Here is a 21,401-nt window from a genome sequence, read left to right on the forward strand (position 1 = left end):
ATGGCCGACGACTCGTTCGATCTCGACGCCTCAGCACTGCGCGCTGACGGCGCGGATCTCTCGGTCTTCGTCGAGGTCCTGGCGCGCAAGCTCGAGGCGGCGCTGCCCGCCGAGACCGAGGTGCGGCGGCGCTCGAAGGGTCTGCTGTCGCGGGAGAAGGTCGTCGAGTCCATCGAAGTCTCCCTCGGCGACCATCGCTATGTCCTGCTGCGCGAACGGCGCGGCGTGAGCGCCTCGCGGGCGCAGGAGGTCCGCGGCGTCGTGATCAAGCGCCAGCCGCTCGAGCTCGACGCCTGGGTGGACGCGCTGACGGGTCAGCTCCGCGAGCTGGCGGCGGGGAGCGCGGCGGCGCGCGCGGCGCTCGAGCGGCTGGTGGACTAGATGGGCTTCCTCGACCGGCTCCTGGGCGGCGGTGACGACGACGACCCGGCGCGCCAGGCCGACATCGCGCGCGTCGCGGCGGGCGGCATCCCGCTCGCCGCCGAGCAGCGGATCCGCGAGCTCGCCGGCGGCGACACCGCGTTCACCTCCGCGCTCTCGATCTCCGACTTCGCCCTCACCCACCGCGAGGGCGTGCGTCCGGTCTGCCAGGTGATGGGCAGCTCGGTCTACAAGGTCGGCTGGCAGAACTACCCGTGGGGCTCGGGCTGGAGCGGTGCCGGCCAGCTGACCGAGCTGCGGCCGCTGACCGACGCGTGGAACCACGCCCGCGCGCTCGCCCTCGGCCGGCTGCAGGAGGAGGCGCGCCTCGCGGGCTGCCACGCCGTCGTCGACGTGTCCTTCGGCAACAACCGCCACGCGTTCCTCTCCGACGAGATCGAGATCATCGTCAGTGGCACCGCGGTGCACCTTCCCGAGCGCGGTGACACCGGGGCGCCGGTGCTGACCGACCTCTCGCTCCCGGACTTCATCCTGCTCCGGCGCGGCGGCTACCGGCCGGTGGGCGTCGTCGCCAGCACGTCGGTCTTCTACATCGTGCCCGGGCGCCAGACGCGCCAGGCGACCACTGGCTGGCAGCGCTACCAGCCCAATCAGGAGCTCGCCGACTTCACTCAGGGCGTCTATGCCGCGCGCGAGCAGGCGCTCGGCCGGGCCAGCGCGCAGGCCCACGACCTCGGCGCGGGCGGGCTGATCGGCGTGTCGATCGACCACGGCATCGAGATCCGCGAGGTCGACAACGGCGGCAAGCGCGAGGACCTGATCGTGACCTTCCACATCCTCGGCACGGCGATCGCACCCTCCGGGGAGCACCAACCTCTCGACCCACAGTTCGTCCTGCGGCAAGGAGCCAGATGAGCGACTACGACCCGACGTCTCTGGAGGGTGTGCCGCAGGCGGGGCGCAGCCGCCTGGAGCAGAACAAGCGCGGCCTGTTCACCTCCGACCTCTCCGTGGCCGAGTTCCTGCTCGTCAAGGAGGCGGGCTTCGACCCGCTCGGGCTGGTGGTCGGCTCGTCGATCTACCACATCGGCTTCCAGCAGTCCTCGTGGAAGGTCAGCGAGGAGATGACGGTGCTCTCGGAGGCGATGTACTCGGCGCGCGAGCTGGCCATGACCCGCATGGAGGAAGAGGCCGACCAGCTCGGCGCGGACGGGATCGTCGGCGTCCGCCTGGAGGTCGGCCGCTACGACTGGGGTCAGGACATGGCGGAGTTCATCGCCATCGGCACCGCGATCCGCCACCGCGGGGGCGAGCTGCACCGGGCGCCCAACGGCCGCCCGTTCACCAGCGACCTCTCGGGCCAGGACTTCTGGACGCTGCTGCGGACCGGGCATCGCCCGGTCGGCATGGTCATGGGCTCCTGCGTCTACCACGTCGCGCACCGCGGCATGCTCCAGTCGTTCAAGCAGATGGGCAAGAACGTCGAGCTGCCGAACTTCACCCAGGCGCTCTACGACGCCCGCGAGCTGGCGATGGAGCGGATGCAGACCGAGGCCGAGGCGGTGAAGGCCGAGGGCATCGTCGGCGTGCAGCTGACCGAGCGCAACCACGGATGGGGCTCGCACGTGATCGAGTTCTTCGCCATCGGGACGGCGATCGTCCCGTACGGCGAGGAGCGCCAGATCTCCTCGCCGACTCCGGTGTTGGACCTGTCCTAGACGTGCCGGCCCAGCAGCGTCAGGTCCGCCTCGCTGAGACGGTCCGACGCGGATGCGGCCTGGTGCCAGAACGGGTACAGCAGCGGCAGCGCGCTCAGCTCGTCGAGGCGCTCGCGTTCGCCGGTGGCGAGCTCCAGGTTCGCCGCGGCGAGGTTGTCGGCCAGCTGCTCCTCCGTGCGGGCGCCGACGATCAGTGAGCTGACGCCGGGCCGTCCGAGCGTCCAGGCCAGGGCGACCTGGGCGGCGGAGACGTTGTGCTCCTCGCCGATCTCGACCAGCGCCTCGACGATGTCGTAGAGGCCTTCCTGGTCGCGCACGGGCGGTTCGTCCCACTCGGTGAGCTGGCGCGAGCCCGCGGGCGCCTCGATGCCACGGCGGTACTTGCCCGAGAGCAGCCCGCCGGCGAGCGGGCTCCAGATCAGCAGGCCGACGCCCTGATCCAGCGCGGCGGGGACGATCTCGTACTCGGCCTCGCGCGCCTGCAGCGAGTAGTAGACCTGGTTGGAGACGAAGGGCTGGAAGCCGTCGCGGGCGGAGATGCCCAGGCCCTTGGACATCTGCCAGCCGGCGTAGTTGGAGCAGCCGGCGTAGCGGATCTTGCCCTGCTGGACGAGCGTGTCGAGCGCGCTGAGCGTCTCCTCGAGCGGCGTCTGGCCGTCCCACTCGTGGACCTGGTAGAGGTCGATCCACTCCGTGCCGAGGCGGCGCAGGCTGTCCTCGCACGCCTTGATGATGTGGGTGCGGGAGAGCCCCGCGTCGTTGGGCCCGTCGCCCATCGAGAAGCGCACCTTGGTGGCGAGCGTGATGCGGTTGCGCCGCCCCTTGATCGCCTTGCCGACGATCTCCTCCGACGCGCCCTGGGAGTACACGTTGGCGGTGTCCACGAACGTGACGCCCGCGTCGAGCGCGAGGTCGATCTGGCGGCCCGCGGCCTGCACGTCGAGCTCACCGACGTTGGCGAACTTCCCCGCGCCCCCGAAACCCATCGTGCCGAGACCCAACGCGGAGACCCGCAGTCCTGAACGTCCGAGCTGTCGATGTTCCATACCAATCAAGCTAACAAGCCACCGGCCGCTTGACGCCCGGCGGGACGCAGCGCGTCGCCTTCTTGGGGTCGCGATGGGCGACCATCGTGTAGGTGAAGACGCGGGCGACGTGATCCGGGCGGGTGACGGTGATCGTCAGCACGGCCTTGGGCCGCAGCGTCACGCCCTTGACCTGCTTGGCGAAGCTCACGCTCTTGCCGTGCTTGGTCACCTTGCGCGTCATCGCCTTGCGGCAGCCGAGCCGCTTGGTGGCGCAGGCCAGCTGGACGGTCTCGGGACCGGCCAGGCCTTCGACCTTGAGCGCGCGCAGGCGTGTGCGGCCGTTCTTCAGGCGGTCCCAGCTCGCCGCCGTCGTGGCCGTCAGCGGTTGCGGACCCGCGGGCGTGGCGGGCGGCGGCGGAGCCGGGCGGGGGATCGCGGGAGCGGGCGCGACCTGGATCGCTCGCGCGGCGGTGGCGGCGTTGCCGGCCGCGTCGGTCGCGGTGACCGTGACGGTGTACGCCCCGGGTGCCGCATAGAGGTGCTGCACGGCGCCGCCGTCGGCGCCGGAGCCGTCGCCGAAGTCGAAGTGCAGCGCGGGCGCCGACATGCGGTCGGTCGCGGCCGCCGACATGCCGACCGCCTGTCCCGCCGTCGCGGTGGCGGGGACGTCGGCGGCGGTGATCGCCGGTGGGACCGGATCGAAGGCCGCGACCTGGGCGGTGAACGTGTTGGGGCCGGAGACCTCCCGCTCCCACGCCGCGAAGCCGTCGCCCTGATCGTCGAGCGCGACGGCGGGCGAGTCGAGGAAGACGGTCGCGCCGCCCGGCGGTGTGGTCGCCACCGGGCTGACGTCGCCGAAGTCCGCGCCCGCGCGTCGCCGGGCGCCGAACACCGCGTCGTTGCCGTTGCTCATGCCGACGTAGGCCGCGAGCGCGTCGCCGTTCGGGGCGGCGGCGACCGCCTGGCCTTTGAGGTCGGTAGCGCCCGAGAGCGCCTTGCCGGGCGAGAAGCCGCCGAGGCCGGAGCGCACCGCGGAGACGATCTGCCCCGACGACAGCCATGTGGCGGCAGCGTTGCCCGCGTCGTCGAGGGCGAAGAGCGGGCGGGTCGAGGCCGGCGCCAGCGTCGCCGCCGGGCTCCACGCGCCGGAGGCGAAGGGGGCGCCGCGGTCGGCGTAGAACGTGTTCGACGCGCCGCCGAGCGCCGTGAAGTCCCACATCGCGGTCACGCGACCGTCGCGCGTCATCTGGACGTCGCTGTCGCAGTCCGAGTTGCCGCTCGTGGGCGAGCGCGCCTCGAACGTATCGAACGCCGCCGCCCCCGCGGCCTTCACCGCCGACTCCACGTGATAGTCGCCGCCGCCGCTGGTCCGGCGCGTCCAGATCGCGGCGACGTCACCGGCGGCGTCGATCGCGACGTGCGGCGGCTGGCACATCCCCGTTCCCGCCGCGGGCGAGGCGAGCAGGGCGGGTCCGAAGCCGGTGCCATTCGGTGGGCGGATCGCGGCCTCGACGCGGACGAAGCCGCCGGTGTTGCGCGTCCACGCGACGACCGCGCCGCCGTTCTCGCCCGCGGCGAGGCTCGGGCCGTTGAAGATCGGGCCGGCCGACAGCGGGGTCATCGCGCCCCAGTCCCCACCGGCGGGATGCACGCGTGCCTCGACGACGAACGCCGGGCCCTGCTCCCACGCGAGCGTGGCGTTGCCCTGGCGGTCGACGGCGACGACCGGGCTGAATGCGTCCTGCCCGGCGGGTGAGAGGTCCTGGACCGGGCCGAACCCGCCGCCGGGAGCGCGCACCGCGACACCCGCGCGGTAGTTGGTGCCGTCGAAGTGCTGGAACGCCGCGTAGGCCGTTCCGTCGCGGGCCATCGCGATCGATGGTTCGCCGACGGGCTTGTCGGCCGGGTTCGCCGAGGCGAGGTCGGAGGCGCCGAGCCACGCGGCGGAGGCCGGGCGCGCACTGCTCGCCAGCGCCACGAACGCGACCAGCAGCGGTGTGGCGAACTTCCAGCCCATCGCGGGCGACCGTACCGGCGCGTGGAGGAACTGAGCATGAGCCGGCAAGTTCCCAGGCTGCTCCCAGGGTCCCGCCCGATGATGACGGCATGAGCGACGACGACATCGAGGACCACGACCGTGGCCTGGCCTTCGACCTGCCGAAGCTGATCACCCGTCGCAGGGCGCTCGGTGTGCTCGGCGGCTCGCTGACCGCTGCGGCGCTGGCGGCGTGCGGCGCTTCGAACTCGTCGTCGCCGGCCGCAACCACCTCCGACGACGGCGGCCAGATCCCCGAGGAGACCGCCGGTCCCTTCCCCGGCGACGGCACCAACGGGCCGAACGTCCTGAGCGAGAGCGGCGTCGTGCGCAGTGACATCACCAAGAGCTTCGGCGATGCCTCCGGTGTGGCAGCCGGCGTGGCGACCACGGTCGAGCTGACCCTGCTCGACGTGGCCGGCGGCGGGAAGCCGCTGGCCGGCGCCGCCGTGTACCTGTGGCATTGCACCATCGACGGCGAGTACTCGCTCTACGGGCAGAGCGTCGCGGACGAGAACTACCTGCGCGGGGTCCAGGAGAGCGACGCGAACGGCAAGGTGACGTTCAAGACGATCTTCCCGGCCGCCTACGACGGTCGCTGGCCGCACATGCACTTCGAGATCTACGAGAGCCTCGACGCGGCGACGTCGGCGGGCGCGAAGCTGCGCACCTCACAGCTCGCGCTGCCCAAGCAGACGTGCGACGCGGTCTACGCGACCAGCGGCTACGAGCAGAGCGTCGCGAACCTCGCGCAGACCTCGCTCGACACCGACATGGTCTTCAGCGACGGCTACGCGGGCCAACTGGCCACGGTCTCCGGATCCGTGCGGAGCGGGCTCTCCGTCCGGCTCAATGTCGGGGTTTGATATGAGAATGCCCACTTATGAGTCTGGACGGCGATCTCGAAGAGGTGTGGCGGCGGCGGGAGACGCTCGACCGTGAGCGCGGTCGGGCGCTCGCGAGGCCGTTGGGCTCGACGTCTACGAAGGCCAGACCTACGAGGAGCTGTCCGACAGGCTGACCGCCGCACTCCCTCGCGGCGACGGCGGTCAGTGGGTCGGCGGCCACATGACCGGGGCGCAGGGCGTGGTCGACGAGACGGGAACGCTGTTGCTGTTCTCGATCGAGGACGACGACGACCTCGGGTTCGAGTTCGCCGACGCCGGCGTGATCCAGTTCCGGATCGCCGAAGACGCGCTGGCGGCAGGCGACTGGTCGCAGATCGTGGCAGTCGCCGACTCCTGCTGAGCCCGGCTTAGACTGGTGTCCATGGGTGGCGCGCGCTGGCAGCGGGTCCTGCTGTCGGGCGGGTTGCTCGAACCGGGTGAGGGTCGCCGTACCGTCCGGGACTGGGCGGTCGACCTGCTGATCTTCGGCGTCGCCGTCGGCGCCGGCGTGTACGTGCTCTCCTCCACCTGGGACCAGCACTCGCGCATGGTCGCGGTGCTCGACATCGCGCTCGGCGTCGTGTCACTGGCCGCGCTGTGGTGGCGGCGCTCGCGACCGTGGGCGGTCGCCCTGATCGTGATTCCCCTGTCGGCCGTGTCGGGGCTGGCCGCGATGACGCCGCTCCCCGCGCTGTTCAACGGCGCGATCCGGCTGCCGCTGCGGCGCGTGGCGCTCCTCACCGCGCTCGCGGTGCTCGTGAGCCCGGTGTTCCCGCTGCTCTACCCGGACGTGCACGGCCGCGGGTACGGGTGGCAGATCGTGGTCGGCCTGTTGTTGACGGCGGTCGCGCTCGGGTGGGGGTTGTTCGTGCGCGCGCAGCGCGAGCTGGTACGGGGGCTGCGTGAGCGGGCGGAGGATGAGGCCCGCGAGGCCGAGCGGCGGCGGATCGCGCGCGAGATGCACGACGTGCTCGCCCACCGGCTCTCGATCCTCAGCGTGCACGCGGGCGCGCTGGAGAACGCCGGCGCTGCCATGCCACCCGAGTACGCGGAGGCTGCGGGCGTGATCCGGACCAGCGCGCACGCCGCCTTGGAGGAGCTGCGACAGGTGATCGGGCTGCTGCGGCGCGAGGAGCTCGACGGCGTCGAGCCGCCGCAGCCGACGCTGGCGGAGATCCCCGCGCTCGTCGAGGAGTCGCGCTCGGCCGGGCTCGCGGTCGAGTTCCGCTCCGCGGTGGACGGCTCGGTGCCCGAGGCCGTCGGTCGCACCGCCTACCGGACGGTCCAGGAAGGGCTGACCAACGCGCGCAAGCACGCGGGCGAGGAGCGCGTCTCGCTGACGATCGGCGGCGGGCCGCCGCTGGTGGTCGAGCTCGTCAGCTACGGCACCGCGGGGGCGCGCGTGCTGCCCGGGGCCGGGACCGGGCTGGTGGGCATCGCCGAGCGGGTCTCGCTGGCCGGCGGCTCGCTGCACTACGGGCCCGGAGCCGATGGCGCGTTCGTCCTGCGTGCCACTCTGCCGTGGTGACCGTCCGCGTCCTGCTCGTCGACGACGACCCGCTCCTGCGCAGCGGGCTGAAGCTGATGCTCGCGCCGGAGCCCCGGATCGACGTCGTCGCCGAGGCCGGCGACGGCGACGAGGTCCTCGCCGCCGTGGATCTGCACCGCCCCGACGTGGTGCTCATGGACATCCGCATGGCGCGCCTGGACGGCATCGCGGCGACGCGGCTCGTCCGCGCGCAGCCACACCCGCCGGCGGTGATCGTGCTGACGACGTTCGACGCCGACGAGCTCGTCGTGCGCGGCCTGGAGGCGGGCGCGGTCGGCTTCCTGCTCAAGGACAGCTCGCCCTCGGAGATCGTCGAGGCGATCCTGCACGTCCACGCGGGCGAGGGCATGCTCTCCCCCAGCGTCGCCCGCCAGCTGATCGCGATCGTCGCGGGTGACGGCGAGGCGGGCGAGCGGCGGGTCGCGGCGCGGGCGCGGTTGGCCGAGCTCTCGCCGCGCGAGCTCGATGTGGCGAACGCGATCGGCCGCGGCGCCTCCAACGCCGAGATCGCGAGCGAGCTGCACATCAGCCTCGGGACCGTGAAGTCCCACGCCTCTCAGCTGCTCGCCAAGCTCGGCGTCGACAACCGCGTCCAGGTCGCGCTGCTCGTTCAGGAAGCGCGGTAGCCGGCCCACCACGCGGCGCCCAGCACCATGCCGGGCGGGAGGCCGATCCACAGCCACCACGGGCTTTGGAGGCCGCCGCTGATAATGCAGGCAAGCGCCCAGATCGTGAAGTGGATCAGGGTCACCGCGGCCCACACGAGGGTCGCGATCCGGAGCACGTCATGCCATCTCGACATCGGTCACCTTCTGGATTCGGAGCGTCGTGCGGGTCACGACGAGGGTCGGGAGCAGGACCAGCGCGGCGATCGTCGCGAGCACCGCGACGAACACCCACACCGGGCCGGACGGGAGCGGTGAGCCGGCGGTGGCGACGGCGAGCGGGATCAGCCCCGCGATCGCCACCGCGGTGCCGACCACAGCGCCGATGCCACCGACGATCAGCGCCTCGGCCTCCAGCATCCGCCGGATCTGGCGGGTGGTGGCACCGGCCAGGTGCAGCAGCGCGAGCTCGCGGCGCCGGCCGGTGAGTGCCGCGACGAGCGAGTTGATCAGCGAGAGCGCCGCATAGGCGACGATCACGCCGACGACGGCGAACGTGATCCACACGTCGACCTCGGGCGGGTCGGGGCGGGCGGGTCCGGCCGTGTGGGCGCGCAGCAGCGCGGCGGGCAGGATGATCGAGCGGTTGCGGCTCGAGCCGTCGAGGATCGCGACGACCTTCAGGCGCACGTGGGCGCCGTCGCCGAGGACCATTCCGATCGTGTCGCCGACCCGGCTGTCGAGGCCCTGTGGCAGCGCGACCGTGTTGCCGGTCAGGTCCTGCAGCGACCCGTGCTTGGCCCTGGCCTTGAGCGCCTGCGGGTCGGCGCCGAGCAGCGTCCACGGGTCGATCCGGTGCGAGCGGTCGACGGGCTGCTCGATCCAGCCCGCGCTGGTCGTGACCGCTGCGCCTGATGTGACATCGCGGTCGCGGGCCGAGGTGAGCGCGTTCGCCTGCGTCGTTTGCTGGTAGACGTTGGCGAGCGCGATCGAGGCGACGAGGATCACGGGCGTGACGAGTGCCGCGTTGCGGTGGGCGCGGGCGCGGACGTTGAGGACGGCCAGCTGGCCGGAGAAGCGCTTCGGGCGCAGGCGGCCGGCGAGCCGCTCGATCAGGCGCGGCGCGACCAGCGCGCACGCGAGTGCGCCTGCGAGCGCGGTGCCACCGCCGGTCGCGGCCGCGTTCGCGGGTGACATGAACAGCGTGACGGCGCCGCACGACACGGCTCCGGCCGTGAGGAGGGCGGCGAGCGCGAGCCGGACGGGGGCGATCGTCCCCGGCAGGGTCTCGGCCTCGCCGAGCGTCGCGGACAGCGAGGCGCGGGCGGCCTTGCGGGCGGCGAGCGCCGCCGCGGCGCGGGTGATCAGCAGCGCGGCGAGCGCGCCGACGACGATCTCCTGCGGCCCCTGGCGCAGCACGAGAACCTCCGGCACCACGCCGCCGTCCTGGATGCGGGCGAAGAGGGCGCGGGCGAACAGCGGCCCGACGGCGGCACCCGCGAGTGCGGCGAGGTAGGCCGGGCGCATGGTCGCGCGGACGACGACCGTGCGCACCTGCTTCGGCGTCGCCCCGATCGTGCGCAGCAACGCCAGCTCGCGCTGCCGCTGCTCGACCGCGAGCCCGACGATCGACGCCAGCAGGATCGCCATCACGATCAGCGCGAGCCCACCGAAGATGCTGGACAACAGCACGAGCTTGATCCGGCTCCCGGCGACCCCGACCGCCTCGGCCCGGCCGCGAGCATCGCCGATGAGGACGGTGACACCGGCGAGAGAGGCGCCCGGCCGAGATGCGGCGGCCACTCCGTCGCCGCCCGCCGCGCCGCCGCCCGCCGCGCCGCCGCCCGCCGCGCCGTCTCCGGCGCGCGCTACGGCGGCCTTCAGTGGCGCCGGGTCGCTCGTCGTCACCGCGATCACGCCGAGGTCGGGGATGAGCTCGGCGCGGGCCACGCCCGGCACAGCGCGGACCGCCTCCAGGGTCCCCGTCGGCAGGTGCCCGCGCTCCACCAGCGCGACCTCTTGCGCCGGGCGGCCTTCGCCGGCGGCGAGCGTCGCGTGCTCCGGGGGCGCGACCACCGCGTCCGCACCCGCCAGACGCACCGGCGGTGCGTCCAGGCGCAGCGCGGTCTCGAACACGCCCGCGCACGCCGAGGCCATCAGCGCGCCGAGCGCGACGGCCATCAGCGTCGCGAAGAGCGCCGCCCGGCGATGTCTCAGACGGGGCATGCGCGCACCCGCTCCGCCAGGTCGGTGAGGGTCTCGGCGACCAGCTCGGCGGTCGGTGCGACGAGCTCGTCGACCAGCCGGCCGTCGGCCAGGAACAGGACGCGCTGGGCCGAGGCGGCGGCGACCGGGTCGTGGGTGACCATGACCACGGTCTGGCCGCCCTCGCGCACCGACTCGCGCAGCAGTGCGAGGACCTCCGCGGCGACGTGGGTGTCCAGGGCGCCGGTCGGCTCGTCGGCGAACGTGACGGCCGGTTTGCAGATCAGCGCCCGCGCGATCGCGACCCGCTGGCGCTCGCCGCCGGAGAGCTCGAACGGCCGGTGGCGGATGCGCCCGCCCAACCCCACCCGCTCGACGATCTCCTGGACCCGCCCGCGCCCCGCGCGCCGCCCCGCCAGCCGCAGCGGCAGCTCGACGTTCTGCGCCACGGTCAGCGTCGGCATCAGGTTGAAGCTCTGAAAGACGAAGCCGACGTGCTCGCGGCGCAGCTCGGTCAGCGCGGTCTCGCTCAGGCCGGACAGGTCGCGGCCGGCGAGCTCGACGACCCCCGACGACGGCGGTTCCAGCCCCGCCGCCACCTGCAGCAGCGTGCTCTTGCCGGACCCGGACGGGCCCATGATCGCGGTGAACGTGTGGGCGGTGAAGTCGACGCTCACGCCCTGGAGCGCGTGCACCGCTCCCGGTCCGCGGCCGTAGGTCTTGGTGGCATCGCCGAGCCGGGCGACGAAGGGAGAGTTCTCAAGCACACCGCGAGTCTCGGCGCTCGCACGCGGCGCTCCCACCCCCCGGCGGCCACACCGGTCTCCGACTTAAGTGGCAAACGCGGTGATGAGCGCCGCGAGCCGCTCAGGCTGCTCGAGCTGCGGCATGTGCCCCGCGTCGGCGAGCAGCTCGAAGCGCGCGCCGGGGATCGCGTCGGCGTACGCGCGGCCGTAGACCGGGTCGGCCACGCCGTCGCTCTCGCCCCAGACGACGAGCGCCGGGATGTCGATGCCGGCCAGCCGCGAGCGCAAGCCCGGGTCCGCCATCTCGCCCCCGTAGCGGACGACCTCGCGCACGTTCGCGGCCATCTCGGGCGACGGCGCAATCCGGAACGCCTCCGGGTCATGGAAGCTGCGCGCGGCCAGCTCGTCCGGCGTGAGCGCGGTGACATCGGCGACGGGATGGCCCTCGAGCGCGAACCCGACGCCGTCCACGATCACGAGCCGGCGTACGCGCTCATCGCCCCGCATGGCCAGCTCGGCCGCCACCCACCCGCCGAGCGAGAACCCGACGACGGTGACGTCGTCGCCGTCCAGCATCCGCAGGTGATGGTCGGCGAGATCGCCAGGGGTGGCGAGCGCGTCGGGGTTCGGCGTACCCGAGAAGCCCGGATGCACCGGGGCGATGACGGTGTGGCCGGCGGCCCGCAGCAGCGCCGCGAACCCCGCCACCGAACCCGGCCCACCGCCGCCGTGGAGCAACAAGAAAGGCGTCATGCCGAACACTGTATCAACATGTTGATAAACATGTTGATACGCTGTCACCACATGAGTGAATCGCTCCAGCCACTCGGATTGGCGGTCAAACGCCTGCAGTGGCGCCACCACCGCGCGCTGGACAAGCGGCTGCGCGAGGTCGGGCTCTCACTCGTGCAATGGGATGCGCTGCGCCACATCGAGAACCATCCCGGCAGCTCGCTGCACCAGCTCGCCCAGCTCACCTTCCAGAGCGACCAGGCGTTCGGCACGCTCGCCGCCCGCCTGATCGCCCGCGGGTACATCACCCGCGCCGGCGGCCACGGCCGCGCTCTGCACCATGAGCTCACCGACGCCGGGCGCGAACGACTCCACGCCGGAGCGACGATCGTCGACCAGGTCCTGGCGGAGTCATTCGCGCCGCTCAACGACGACGAGCAGCGCCAACTGCACGCCCTCCTGACCCGCCTGCTCGAAACTCAACCGTAGGTCAGCTCGATGCCACGCAGGTCGCCGTCCTCGTCGGTGATCTCGGTGACGTCGGTGTAGGGCAGGCGAGCGATGTCCGCATCCAGATCGCCGACCTGAGCGCCACCGACTTCGAGCACCAGTGCACCGCCGGGCTTCAAGTACCGCGGCGCCTCCTCGAGCACGCGGACGAGGATGTCGAGCCCCTCCTCCCCGCCGTCGTAGGCCAGCGCGGTCTCGAAGCGGAACGTGTCGCGCTGTAGCAGCGGAAGCGCGCGGCGCGGGACGTACGGCACGACCCCCACGATGACGTCGGCGAGCCCGAGATCGCCCGGGAGCGGCGCGAACAGATCGCCCGCGTAGGCCTCGACGCCGTTGGCGCGCGCGTTGACGACCGCGTTGTGGTCGAGATCGACACCGATCACGCGAGCGCCCGGCCGGCGGGCGAGCAACGTCGCCGCGACCGCGCCGGAGCCGGTGCAGACGTCGATCGCGACGCCGCCGTCCGGCAACCGGGCCGCGGCGCGCTCGGCGACCAGCTCGGTGTGCCAGCGCGGCACGTACACGTCGGAATGCACCAGGATCGTCAGCCCGCAGAAGGCGACATTGCCGGTGATCCAGGCGAGCGGCTCACCGGTCTCCCGGCGGACCACCAGCTCCTCCAGAACCGCCGCGTCGCCACCGGCGGCCTCCATCAGCTCCGCGGCCTCTTCATCGGCGGCCACGAACCCGCCGTTCATCAGCCGCTCCGTCAACTCATCGAGATTCACGCCAGGATTGGAGCATGATCGCCGCCGCGCTGCTCGCCACCGCCTCCGTGTTCCACGGCTCGCCCGTCGGTGCCGGCGAGGCGCCGTGGTTCGTCCAGCTCACGACCCGCGGCCCGATCTGCGGCGGCGCGCTGATCGCGCCGGACCGCGTGCTGACCGCCGCCCACTGCGTCCAGGGCGCCGACCCGGACCGCGTCAGCGTGCGCCTCAACGGCGTCCGCCACGCCTGGCGCGGCGCGCGCTTTCCCACGACCTACCGCGAGATCTCTTCCCCCGTCGACCCGCAGGACCCGCATGCGTCGGGAACGATCGACGACATCGCGGTGATCCAGCTCACGACGCCGATCACCGACGTCCCGGTGCTCCCGCTCGCCCAGCCCGCGCCGACCCTGGGCGAGGCCACGCTGACGATCGGCGCCGGCCGGACCGGTCCCTCCCCCGCGGGCGGATCCAAGGTCCCGCTCGGCGCGTCCCAGGTGGTCAGCGGCGATTGCCCGTCTGCCTACGGCGCTCGCCTCTTCCATCCCGCTCAGCACCTCTGCACGCTCGACCCGACCCCCAACCACGCGCAGTCCTGCGCGGGTGACAGCGGCAGCCCGGTGATGGTCCAGCGCAACGACGCCTGGGCGGTCGCGGGAGTCGTGACCTGGGGCGGCGAGACGTACGGGCGCGACTGCGGCGAGGGCCTGCCCGACGTCTCAGAGCGCGTCGACACGCACACCGCGCTGCTCGACTCCACCGGCCCCTTCGCCCCGTACGCCGCGCAGCGCGTCCGCGTCCGCCGTACCGGCGCCACCCGCCGCTGTGTGATCGGCACCTGGCAGCCGGCGAAGGCCAGCTTCAAGGTCCGCTGGTGGCGCGAGGGCAAGCCGCGCTTCAAGGACGGGATCTACTACGCCACCCGCACCTACCTCAAGCACACCGGCAAGACGATCGACCTCCCTCACGGCCGCGTCGGCTGCTCGGTGACCGCGACCACCGCGGGCGGCTGGGCCACCGAGGACTCCTACAACCAGCTCTAGCCTCGGATCGCCCGGCCGGGATACCGACAGTTACGGGCGTGGCATTGAAAATGTGTCCCGCACACGTGTGGTCCCGGGTCGCGGTGGTCGATCGTGGGGGTTTGAGGGTCCGTGCGCGGGGAGCGGGTGGGGGTGCGGAACGAGAGCTGCCTGACAGGCAGCTCTGGTTACACACCCCCTCGCCGCCGGTGGATCGGCGTGCGCGATAACGCCCTGTCCGTCTCCGTAGCCCGTAAGCCGCACGCGCCTGGTCGACTGCGAACTTCGGACTCGGGCACTAGGCCCGGACGACCCTAAGGCTCACCCGCGGCGCCCTGCGCACGGACTGCGCGATCGCCTTCGCCGCCCGCGCGGCTTCCTTGCCGCCATGGCGGATCTGCGCCGGGCGCGGGTCATAGCCGATGAAGCGCAGGCCGGGGAGGGCCTCGCCGTCGGTCACGACCGGCACGCCGTGGGCGTCGAGCACGTCGAGGTGCCCGACGAGCGGCTCCAGCCCCGAGCGGTAGCCGGTCGCGGCGATCACGGCGTCCGGCTCCAACCGGACACCGTCGGCGAGCATGACGCCGGTCTCGTCGAAGCTCTCGACCGCGGCGACGATCTCGATCCGCCCCGCCCGAATCGCCTCGATGACCTCCAGGTCGACGATCATCGGCGCCACGCCCAGGCGCCGCAGGCGGGTGAAGACGCCCTCCTCCGGGATCGGTAGCCCGAACTCCGTCAGGTCGCCGACCTTGCGCCGGCGCACGAAGCGCACGACCGCATCGCCGATGCGCGGCGGCAGCGCCCGGAAGAGCACGGCCAGCGGCGCGCCGATCGGCTCGCGGATGAGGATGTTCGGCGGCGTGCGCACGGCCAGCCGGACGCGCTGCGCGCCGCCCTCGGCCAGGTCGAACGCCATCTCGGCGCCGCTGCAGCCGGGGCCGACGACGAGCATGTCCCGCCCGCGGTAGGGCGTGGCCGAGCGGTAGCCCGCGGCGTGCAGCACCTCGCCGCGGAAGCGCGTCCGCCCCGCCCAGGCGGGGATGAACGGGCGGTGCTCGTACCCGCCGGCGACCACGACGTGGCTCGCACGCAGCTCACCGTCGGAGGTCCGCACGACCCACCGGTCCCCGGCGCGCTCGAGCCGCTCGACGCGCGTGTCGAAGCGGATGTCGAGCGCGTGGTGCGCGGCGTAGGCGTCGAGGTAGGCGACCAGCTCGTCGCGGGTGGGAAAGGTTCCGGTGCCCGCGGGAAACGCGGGTCCGTCCGGGAGCGCCGAGAACCAGCGCGGGGAGTTCAGCCGCAGGCGGTCATACCGCGCGCGCCACTGCGGCGCGATCGCCGCGCCCTGCTCCAGCACCACCGCTCCTACACCGGCGCGGCGCAGTTGCGCCGCGCCGGCCAGTCCGGCCGGGCCTGCTCCGATCACAATCGCCGTGTCCATGCAAAGCAAGACGCCACGACGCGCAGGTCATTCCCCCACCCTCCCCAACAGGTCCCCGAAACTCCCCCCTTGCCCCGCGAGCTGCGCCGCCAGGTCGTTGGCGTCCGCCTCGATGACGTTGACGCCGCGGGCCTTGAAGAACGTGTAGGAGAACGTGCCGTCCTCCGCCGCCGTGCGGTAGAGGTCGCGCACGCCCGCGTCGAAGCGCTCGGCGCTGATCAACCCCCGCTCCAGGGCCGCCGGGCGCACGCCCTCGACCATCGCGGTGAACGTCTTGCGGGTGAAGGCGTCGATCAGGTCCGGCCGGCTGCCGTCGACGTAGACCATCCGCGGAGAGACGCTCACCTCCTCGAACTCGGCCTCGCGCAGGAGCGGGTACAACCGCCGGCCGATCAGCGCGTCCCCGCCCGCCTCGCGCTGGACGGTGATGAGGCAATCGATCGCGTCCTGCGCGGCGGCGCTGTCGGGATGGAAGTACGCGGAGCGGTGGTCGCCCTCGATCACGGTGATCGTCCCGCCGGGGCGCAGCATCGTCTTCAGTCGCTGCAGCGCCGCCACAGGCTCCGGCAAGTGCTCGAGCACGAAGCAGACGAAGACGTGGTCGAAGGTCTCGACCGGCATCGTGAACAGATCGGCGACGCGGAACTCGACGTTCGGCAGCCGCCGCGCGCGGGCGGCCGCGATCGACTCCGACGAGACGTCGATCGACGTGAACCGCGCCTTCGGGCTGCGCGCCGACAGCGTCACCGTCTGCGCCCCCACCCCGCAGCCGGCCTCGAGCACCCGCGCGCCCGCCGGATACGTCGTGTCGCCGTGCAGCAACTCGACCAGCGCTCCGGCCTGGTCGTGCAGCCGCTCGCTCTCCCGGTCGTCGTACCCGTGGACGTAGCTCATGGCCACGTTGGTACCAGATGCGGTAGGAACCGGGGCATGGAACTGGTCTCAGTCGGGCACGTCGAATCGTCACTCCGGGACCGCGACGACGCGCCCAAACAGGGCGACGAGGGTGCGCCCGAGGCGTGGCTCGTCATCGCCCCCGAGTTCGGCGCGGCGCTCGACGGGATCGCCGCCGGCGACGAGCTGCTCCTCTTGACCTGGCTCGACCGCGCGCTGCGCGACGTGCTGCAGGTCCGCCCGCGCAGCCGCACCACCGGTCCTGTGCAAGGCGTCTTCAGCACCCGCTCGCCCGACCGTCCCAACCCGATCGGGCTGCACCGCGTGACGGTGCTCGAACTGGACGGCGAGCGGGTCCGTGTGGATCAGCTCGAGGCGCTCGACGGCACCCCGATCGTCGACCTCAAACCGCTGCTACGCACCATCGACGAACGCTAGGTGCCTGGGCTCCGGCCCGACGTAGACCGCTGACGGACGCACCAACCGGCCCTCGCGCTTCTGCTCGAGGATGTGCGCCGACCAGCCCGCGGTGCGCGCGCAGACGAACAGCGGCGTGAACAGCTCGGGCGGCACCTCGGCGAAGTCGAGCACCACGGCCGACCAGAACTCGACGTTGGTGGCGAGCACCCGGTCCGGCTTGCGCGCCCGCAGTGCCTCCAGCGCCGCGGCTTCAAGCGCCTCGGCGACCTCGTAGCGGGTCGAGCCCAGCTCCTGCGCGGTCCGGCGCAGCACGCGCGAACGCGGATCCTCGGCCCGGTACACGCGATGGCCGAAGCCCATTAGCCGCTGGCCGGAGTCCAACGCGTTCGCCACCCACCCGGCGGCGTCGCCGCTGCGCTCGACCTCGCTCAGCATCTGGAGCACGCGGCTCGGCGCGCCGCCGTGCAGCGGACCGGAGAGCGCGCCCGCGGCGGCCGACAGCGCCGCGGCGACGTCGGCGCCGGTGGAGGCGACGACGCGCGCGGTGAACGTCGACGCGTTCATCCCGTGCTCGGCGGCGGAGGTCCAGTAAGCGTCGATCGCCTTCGCATGACGCTCGTCGGCCTCACCGCGCCAGCGGGTGAGGAAGCGCTCGGCGGCGGTACCGGAGGTCGCGGGCGGGACCGGTGCGAGATCCGCCCCACGGGCGGACTGCGCGACGAAGTCGAGCATCAGCGCCGAGACGCGGCCGAGGTCCTCGCGGACCTGCTCGTCGCTGTCGTCGATCAGTGGGTGCAGGCCGAGCTCGGGTGCGAGCACCGCCGTCGCCGCCTGCACGTCGGCGCGGGCGTCACCGGAGCGGGCCGGCAACTCGCGCGGCTCGACCACGGGCAGTCCGGGGCTGACGGCATCGTCGACGAGCAGGCCCCAGACCTGCTCGTACCGGACGCGGCCGGCGAGCTCCTCGATGTCCACGCCGCGATAGCGCAGGGCGCCACCGTCGCGGTCGGGCTCGGCGATGGTCGAGGCGAAGGCGACGACGCCCTCGAGTCCGGATTGCACCTCGGTCATGACGTCTGCTCCTGTTCGCGTCGCCGGCGTCGATGCCGGCGGGCCTTTTCGACATTCCCGCACGCCGTGGGCGAGCAATAGCGCCGCACGGCCGCCGGCGAGCGGTCGAAGAACCGCCCGCTGCAGGTGTCCGACGCGCACACGCGGATGCGGCCCGCCTCGGCGGGGGTGAACATCCGGGCGGCGTCGTGCGCGACCAGGCCGAGGCCGTATTCCGCCGGCTCGAGCGGGGTGACGGGGCGCACGGCGAGCGCGCCGACGGCGTCGCGGATCAGCTCGTCCGGCACCGCCGCGTGACGCATCTCGCGGGTGATCACCGCGCGGGCGGCCTCGGGGACCGGCTCGCCGTCGATCACCGCGACGAGCCCGGCGTTGATGCCCTCGCGCAGCTCGCGCGCACGTTCGAGCAGCCCGGCCGGGACGGGCGGCGCCTCGGCCAGGAGCTGCGCGGCGACCAGCCATGCGGCCAGGTCCTCGTCGGTCACGAGCGTCTCGACCTGCCGCCGCCAGCGCTCGCGCAGCGTGTTGACGAAGTTCAGCGCCGGTCGCCCGCCGCTCCAGTACCACCACGGCGCGCCGCGCTGGAGCGGCAGTACGAGGTCGTCAGGCAGGTCCATAACCACATGATGCCAGATCATGTGGTTACGCGAACCTAAAGGGGGTCAGACCCCCTTTAGGTTCGCTGGGGAGGAGCTAGGGCCGCGTGATCGTCAGGGAGTAGTTCCCGGAGCCGCGGTAGGAGAGGACGCGCCAGCGGTAGGTGCCGGCGGTGCCGTTGTAGGTGACGGTCTCGTTCGCGGTCGTGCCGATGCCCTGCGCGACGTTGGTCCACGTCGAGCCGACCAGCTTCTGCAGGTAGACGTCGAAGTCGACGCCCTGCGGGCCGGTGAGCACGCCCTTGTGGGTTCCGGCGCCCGAGGCGCAACCCGTGTCGCTCGGCAGGAAGACCTGGCTCCCGGTGCCCGCGAAGGTGCCGGAGAGCGTCTGCGAGGTCGGGCAGCCCGGAGGCGGCGTCGGGTCAGGGGTCGGGTCGGGCGTCGGCGTGCCGACGACCGGCGTGAACAGCAGGCGGTTGGCGGACCCGGTGCCGGGGTTGGAGACCACGTTGGCCGTCGCGTTGGCGACCATCGCGTCGCGGACCTGCTGCGGCGTCATCGCCGAGCTCTGGAGCAGCCGCGCGGCGGCGCCCACCACGTGCGGCGTCGCCATCGACGTGCCGCTGATCGTGTTGGTCGCGGTGTCGGACGTGTACCAGGACGAGGTGATGCTCTGGCCGGGGGCGAAGATGTCCACGCAGGTGCCGAAGTTCGAGAACGAGGCGCGGGCGTCGCCGCTGGTGGTCGCGCCGACGGTGATCGCGTTCGGCACGCGCGAGGGCGAGCCGTTGCAAGCGTTGGCGTTGTCGTTACCGGCCGCGACGCCGTAGACGACGCCCGCGGCGATCGAGTTGTTGACCGCGGTGTCCAGCGCGGTCGAGGCGCCGCCGCCGAGGCTCATGTTGGCGACGGCCTTCGCGGCGTGGTTGGCCGTGACCCAGTTGATGCCCGCGATCACGCCGGAGGTCGAGCCCGAGCCGCTGCAGTTGAGCACCCGCACGGCGACGAGCGAGACGCCCTTCGCGACGCCGTAGGTGCTGCCGCCGACCGTGCCCGCGACGTGCGTGCCGTGGCCGTTGCAGTCATCCGCGCTGCCGCCGTCGACCGCGTCGTAGCCGGACGTCGCACGCCCGCCGAACTGGCTGTGCGAGAACCGGATGCCGGTGTCGATGATGTACGCCGTCACCCCCGCGCCGGTCGTGTCGTACGTGTAGGTGGTGCTCAGCGGGAGGTTGCGCTGGTCGATGCGGTCAAGCCCCCACGTCGCGCCCGTCTGTGTGGTGTCGAGCGTGATCACGCGGTCGGGCTCGACGTAGTCGACCGCGGGGTCGGTCCGCACCTCCGCGAGCGCCTTCGGCGTCAGCTTGGCCGAGAAGCCTTTGAGTACCCGCCCGTACTCGTGCTGGACCTTCCCGCCCCGGTTGCGGACGCGGGTCTTGGCGCTGTCGGCCGCCGGCCCGGTCGTCTGGTCCTTGAGGACGACGATGTACTGGCCGTCGATCGCCTCACCGGCGGTCGCCTGCGCCGCGGCACCGGACGGCACCGCAAAGAGCGCGCCCGCGAGCACCGCGGCGGACACGAACGTGCGTGGATGCTGCACTGTGACTCTCCCCTGTTGCCCCAGCCTCCCGAGCCGGGGTCGGTGACGGGAGCGTAGACCCGCCCGCGGCGCGGACAAAAGCAGCCAAACGGGTGTGTTCGCGTTCTGTCACCCGGCGGCGTCGATCGCCGGCGCGTCGAGCAGCGCGAGGTTCTCCGGCGTGGCCGGCAGCCGCTTGAAGCGGTCGACGGTCTCGGTCGTCCGCAGCTCTCCCATCGGCTCGCCGCGGACGGGCTTGCGGGTCTTCGGGTCGATCGCCGCGCTTCCCGGTGGGCGGTGTTCACTTCGGGTCGATGGCGACCAGGTCGATGACGAAGAGCGCCGTCTCGCCGGGCTTGATCTCGTCGCCCGCGCCCTCGTCGCCGTACGCGAGGTCCGGCGGGATGACGAGTTGCCGGCGGCCGCCGACCTTCATCCCCTTGATGCCCTGGTCAAATCCCGGGATGACCTGGCCGGCGCCGAGCGGGAATGTGAACGGCTGACCTCTGTCCCAGCTGGAGTCGACCGCCTTGCCGTCGGACCAGGTGACGAGGCTGTATTGCACGGTGACGGTGTCCCCGTTGCGCGCCCGGCGAACGCTGCCCGTGACGAGATCGCGCTGCTGCAGCGTCGTCGGCGGCGTGCCGGTCGGGGCGGCGATCACCGGTCGCGTGTCGACGCAGGTCTGATAGCGGCGCTCGACCTCCGCCTTGCGCCCGTCGCTGGTCTTGGCCTTGATCTCGAGGTCGAGCCGCCCGCGCGGGAGGCGGTGCAACCGCACCGGACGCTTCGCCGCCACGCGATCGACGGCCTTGAACGGCCGGGCGCCCACCTTCACCGTCGCCCCCGTCCACGTCGCGCCCTTGACGGGGCGAAGGCTCAGCGTCAGCGAGCGATGCGCGACGCACCGCAACGCGGTCGGGAGCTTGAACGCCTGCGCGGCGGGGATCGGCGCCGGCGCGCTGAACGCCAGCGCACCCGTCAACAACCAGCTGGTGAGCATCGCTCGACCGTACCGTGACAGCAGCCGGGCCATGGACGCGCTCCAACGCCACGCACGCTCGTTCGTGGAGGCCGCACTCGACCTGGTCGCCGCGCGCGACGGTCACGCCGGCGTCGCGCGAGCCGGAGGACTGGGCCGCCGGGCGGGGCTACAAGACGACGTTCAGCCTCGACCCCGCGTGGGATGCCGTGCGCCCATTTCGATAGTCAAGTTGTACATCCGCCAAGCGCTTGCGCTGAACATATCTGGGCAAATATCCCAAATTTGAT

23 protein-coding genes are annotated in these 21,401 nt (G+C 72.6%); 10 read left to right on the forward strand and 13 right to left on the reverse strand.

The features are described 5' to 3' along the window. Genes OM076_RS13070 through OM076_RS13080 form a run of 3 tightly spaced genes read left to right on the forward strand, consistent with a single transcriptional unit; the run spans position 1 to position 2,099 of the window. Positions 1–381, forward strand: coding sequence for a hypothetical protein (locus OM076_RS13070; protein WP_270040404.1), 381 nt, complete (start codon positions 1–3; stop codon positions 379–381). Further along, the gene (locus OM076_RS13075; protein WP_270040405.1) at positions 382–1,296 is read left to right on the forward strand and encodes a heavy metal-binding domain-containing protein; all 915 of its coding nucleotides are present in this window, start codon (positions 382–384) and stop codon (positions 1,294–1,296) included. Next, positions 1,293–2,099, forward strand: a complete 807-nt coding sequence (locus OM076_RS13080; protein ID WP_270040407.1) for a heavy metal-binding domain-containing protein — start codon at positions 1,293–1,295, stop codon at positions 2,097–2,099. Before OM076_RS13075 ends, OM076_RS13080 begins: the two co-directional genes overlap by 4 nt. Here the strand turns inward: OM076_RS13080 and OM076_RS13085 are convergent. Further along, entirely contained in the window at positions 2,096–3,145 is a 1,050-nt protein-coding gene (locus OM076_RS13085; protein WP_270040408.1) for an aldo/keto reductase, read from the reverse strand. The genes OM076_RS13080 and OM076_RS13085 overlap by 4 nt on opposite strands. 10 nt (positions 3,146–3,155) lie before the next feature. Next, complete coding sequence (locus OM076_RS13090) at positions 3,156–5,144, reverse strand: PKD domain-containing protein (protein ID WP_270040409.1); 1,989 nt, start codon at positions 5,142–5,144, stop codon at positions 3,156–3,158. Between the two features lie 89 nt (positions 5,145–5,233). Between OM076_RS13090 and OM076_RS13095 the strand changes: the two genes are divergently transcribed. The 4 genes from OM076_RS13095 to OM076_RS13110 all read left to right on the forward strand — a co-directional run bounded on the left by OM076_RS13095 (position 5,234) and on the right by OM076_RS13110 (position 8,224). Continuing rightward, positions 5,234–6,028 carry a dioxygenase family protein gene (locus OM076_RS13095; protein WP_270040410.1) on the forward strand — a complete coding sequence of 265 codons (795 nt, stop codon included), beginning with the start codon at positions 5,234–5,236 and terminating at the stop codon, positions 6,026–6,028. Positions 6,029–6,179: 151 nt separating this feature from the next. Next, entirely contained in the window at positions 6,180–6,410 is a 231-nt protein-coding gene (locus OM076_RS13100; protein WP_270040433.1) for a DUF1963 domain-containing protein, read from the forward strand. A 21-nt stretch (positions 6,411–6,431) separates the two neighbouring features. Further along, the gene (locus OM076_RS13105; RefSeq protein WP_270040411.1) at positions 6,432–7,577 is read left to right on the forward strand and encodes a sensor histidine kinase; all 1,146 of its coding nucleotides are present in this window, start codon (positions 6,432–6,434) and stop codon (positions 7,575–7,577) included. Further along, positions 7,571–8,224, forward strand: a complete 654-nt coding sequence (locus OM076_RS13110) for a response regulator transcription factor (protein ID WP_372518031.1) — start codon at positions 7,571–7,573, stop codon at positions 8,222–8,224. Before OM076_RS13105 ends, OM076_RS13110 begins: the two co-directional genes overlap by 7 nt. On the opposite strand, the gene OM076_RS13115 is transcribed toward OM076_RS13110, so the two are convergent. From OM076_RS13115 to OM076_RS13130, 4 genes are all read right to left on the reverse strand, one after another. Next, positions 8,209–8,400 (reverse strand): hypothetical protein, encoded by a 192-nt coding sequence (locus tag OM076_RS13115; protein WP_270040414.1) that lies wholly within the window; start codon positions 8,398–8,400, stop codon positions 8,209–8,211. The two genes, OM076_RS13110 and OM076_RS13115, sit on opposite strands and share 16 nt — an antisense overlap. Next, the gene (locus OM076_RS13120) at positions 8,384–10,429 is read right to left on the reverse strand and encodes an ABC transporter permease (RefSeq protein ID WP_270040415.1); all 2,046 of its coding nucleotides are present in this window, start codon (positions 10,427–10,429) and stop codon (positions 8,384–8,386) included. The genes OM076_RS13115 and OM076_RS13120 overlap by 17 nt, the downstream gene beginning before the upstream one ends. Then, positions 10,417–11,175, reverse strand: coding sequence for an ABC transporter ATP-binding protein (locus OM076_RS13125; RefSeq protein ID WP_270040416.1), 759 nt, complete (start codon positions 11,173–11,175; stop codon positions 10,417–10,419). Before OM076_RS13125 ends, OM076_RS13120 begins: the two co-directional genes overlap by 13 nt. 63 nt (positions 11,176–11,238) lie before the next feature. Continuing rightward, positions 11,239–11,907, reverse strand: a complete 669-nt coding sequence (locus OM076_RS13130) for an alpha/beta fold hydrolase (RefSeq protein ID WP_270040417.1) — start codon at positions 11,905–11,907, stop codon at positions 11,239–11,241. 51 nt (positions 11,908–11,958) lie between these two features. Here OM076_RS13130 and OM076_RS13135 point away from each other — a divergent pair, with 51 nt between their 5' ends. Further along, positions 11,959–12,375 carry a MarR family winged helix-turn-helix transcriptional regulator gene (locus OM076_RS13135; RefSeq protein ID WP_270040418.1) on the forward strand — a complete coding sequence of 139 codons (417 nt, stop codon included), beginning with the start codon at positions 11,959–11,961 and terminating at the stop codon, positions 12,373–12,375. Here the strand turns inward: OM076_RS13135 and OM076_RS13140 are convergent. Further along, the gene (locus tag OM076_RS13140; RefSeq protein WP_270040419.1) at positions 12,366–13,124 is read right to left on the reverse strand and encodes a N5-glutamine methyltransferase family protein; all 759 of its coding nucleotides are present in this window, start codon (positions 13,122–13,124) and stop codon (positions 12,366–12,368) included. The genes OM076_RS13135 and OM076_RS13140 overlap by 10 nt on opposite strands. A 14-nt stretch (positions 13,125–13,138) precedes the next feature. On the opposite strand from OM076_RS13140, the gene OM076_RS13145 reads away from it, so the two are divergent. Beyond that, positions 13,139–14,146, forward strand: coding sequence for a S1 family peptidase (locus OM076_RS13145; RefSeq protein ID WP_270040420.1), 1,008 nt, complete (start codon positions 13,139–13,141; stop codon positions 14,144–14,146). 277 nt (positions 14,147–14,423) lie between these two features. Here OM076_RS13145 and OM076_RS13150 read toward each other — a convergent pair whose 3' ends face one another. Together OM076_RS13150 and OM076_RS13155 are read right to left on the reverse strand one after the other, a co-directional pair. Then, positions 14,424–15,569, reverse strand: coding sequence for a flavin-containing monooxygenase (locus tag OM076_RS13150; protein ID WP_270040421.1), 1,146 nt, complete (start codon positions 15,567–15,569; stop codon positions 14,424–14,426). 27 nt (positions 15,570–15,596) lie between these two features. Further along, positions 15,597–16,463, reverse strand: coding sequence for a methyltransferase domain-containing protein (locus OM076_RS13155; protein WP_270040422.1), 867 nt, complete (start codon positions 16,461–16,463; stop codon positions 15,597–15,599). 36 nt (positions 16,464–16,499) lie between these two features. Between OM076_RS13155 and tsaA the strand changes: the two genes are divergently transcribed. Then, positions 16,500–16,901, forward strand: coding sequence for a tRNA (N6-threonylcarbamoyladenosine(37)-N6)-methyltransferase TrmO (tsaA, locus tag OM076_RS13160; protein ID WP_270040423.1), 402 nt, complete (start codon positions 16,500–16,502; stop codon positions 16,899–16,901). On the opposite strand, the gene OM076_RS13165 is transcribed toward tsaA, so the two are convergent. From OM076_RS13165 to OM076_RS46830, 4 genes are all read right to left on the reverse strand, one after another. Further along, positions 16,878–17,954, reverse strand: a complete 1,077-nt coding sequence (locus OM076_RS13165; RefSeq protein ID WP_270040424.1) for a citrate synthase 2 — start codon at positions 17,952–17,954, stop codon at positions 16,878–16,880. The genes tsaA and OM076_RS13165 overlap by 24 nt on opposite strands. Beyond that, positions 17,951–18,571, reverse strand: coding sequence for a CGNR zinc finger domain-containing protein (locus OM076_RS13170; RefSeq protein WP_270040425.1), 621 nt, complete (start codon positions 18,569–18,571; stop codon positions 17,951–17,953). Before OM076_RS13170 ends, OM076_RS13165 begins: the two co-directional genes overlap by 4 nt. A gap of 76 nt (positions 18,572–18,647) precedes the next feature. Beyond that, complete coding sequence (locus OM076_RS13175) at positions 18,648–20,150, reverse strand: S8 family peptidase (RefSeq protein ID WP_270040426.1); 1,503 nt, start codon at positions 20,148–20,150, stop codon at positions 18,648–18,650. Between the two features lie 280 nt (positions 20,151–20,430). Next, positions 20,431–20,793: an FKBP-type peptidyl-prolyl cis-trans isomerase gene (locus OM076_RS46830; RefSeq protein WP_372518035.1), complete on the reverse strand. Its 363-nt coding sequence runs from the start codon at positions 20,791–20,793 to the stop codon at positions 20,431–20,433. Positions 20,794–21,401: the final 608 nt, after the last annotated feature.

The sequence above is a fragment of the Solirubrobacter ginsenosidimutans genome (assembly GCF_027587205.1).

Coding starts and splice junctions, on each gene's coding strand:
- OM076_RS13165 (WP_270040424.1), bottom strand. CDS start 17,954: ATGACCGAGGTGCAATCCGGACTCGAGGGCGTCGTCGCCTTCGCCTCG.
- OM076_RS13085 (WP_270040408.1), bottom strand. CDS start 3,145: ATGGAACATCGACAGCTCGGACGTTCAGGACTGCGGGTCTCCGCGTTG.
- OM076_RS13075 (WP_270040405.1), top strand. CDS start 382: ATGGGCTTCCTCGACCGGCTCCTGGGCGGCGGTGACGACGACGACCCG.
- OM076_RS13105 (WP_270040411.1), top strand. CDS start 6,432: ATGGGTGGCGCGCGCTGGCAGCGGGTCCTGCTGTCGGGCGGGTTGCTC.
- tsaA (WP_270040423.1), top strand. CDS start 16,500: ATGGAACTGGTCTCAGTCGGGCACGTCGAATCGTCACTCCGGGACCGC.
- OM076_RS13070 (WP_270040404.1), top strand. CDS start 1: ATGGCCGACGACTCGTTCGATCTCGACGCCTCAGCACTGCGCGCTGAC.
- OM076_RS13135 (WP_270040418.1), top strand. CDS start 11,959: ATGAGTGAATCGCTCCAGCCACTCGGATTGGCGGTCAAACGCCTGCAG.
- OM076_RS13080 (WP_270040407.1), top strand. CDS start 1,293: ATGAGCGACTACGACCCGACGTCTCTGGAGGGTGTGCCGCAGGCGGGG.
- OM076_RS13170 (WP_270040425.1), bottom strand. CDS start 18,571: ATGGACCTGCCTGACGACCTCGTACTGCCGCTCCAGCGCGGCGCGCCG.
- OM076_RS13090 (WP_270040409.1), bottom strand. CDS start 5,144: ATGGGCTGGAAGTTCGCCACACCGCTGCTGGTCGCGTTCGTGGCGCTG.
- OM076_RS13145 (WP_270040420.1), top strand. CDS start 13,139: ATGATCGCCGCCGCGCTGCTCGCCACCGCCTCCGTGTTCCACGGCTCG.
- OM076_RS13155 (WP_270040422.1), bottom strand. CDS start 16,463: ATGAGCTACGTCCACGGGTACGACGACCGGGAGAGCGAGCGGCTGCAC.
- OM076_RS13120 (WP_270040415.1), bottom strand. CDS start 10,429: ATGCCCCGTCTGAGACATCGCCGGGCGGCGCTCTTCGCGACGCTGATG.
- OM076_RS13130 (WP_270040417.1), bottom strand. CDS start 11,907: ATGACGCCTTTCTTGTTGCTCCACGGCGGCGGTGGGCCGGGTTCGGTG.
- OM076_RS13150 (WP_270040421.1), bottom strand. CDS start 15,569: ATGGACACGGCGATTGTGATCGGAGCAGGCCCGGCCGGACTGGCCGGC.
- OM076_RS13095 (WP_270040410.1), top strand. CDS start 5,234: ATGAGCGACGACGACATCGAGGACCACGACCGTGGCCTGGCCTTCGAC.
- OM076_RS13115 (WP_270040414.1), bottom strand. CDS start 8,400: ATGTCGAGATGGCATGACGTGCTCCGGATCGCGACCCTCGTGTGGGCC.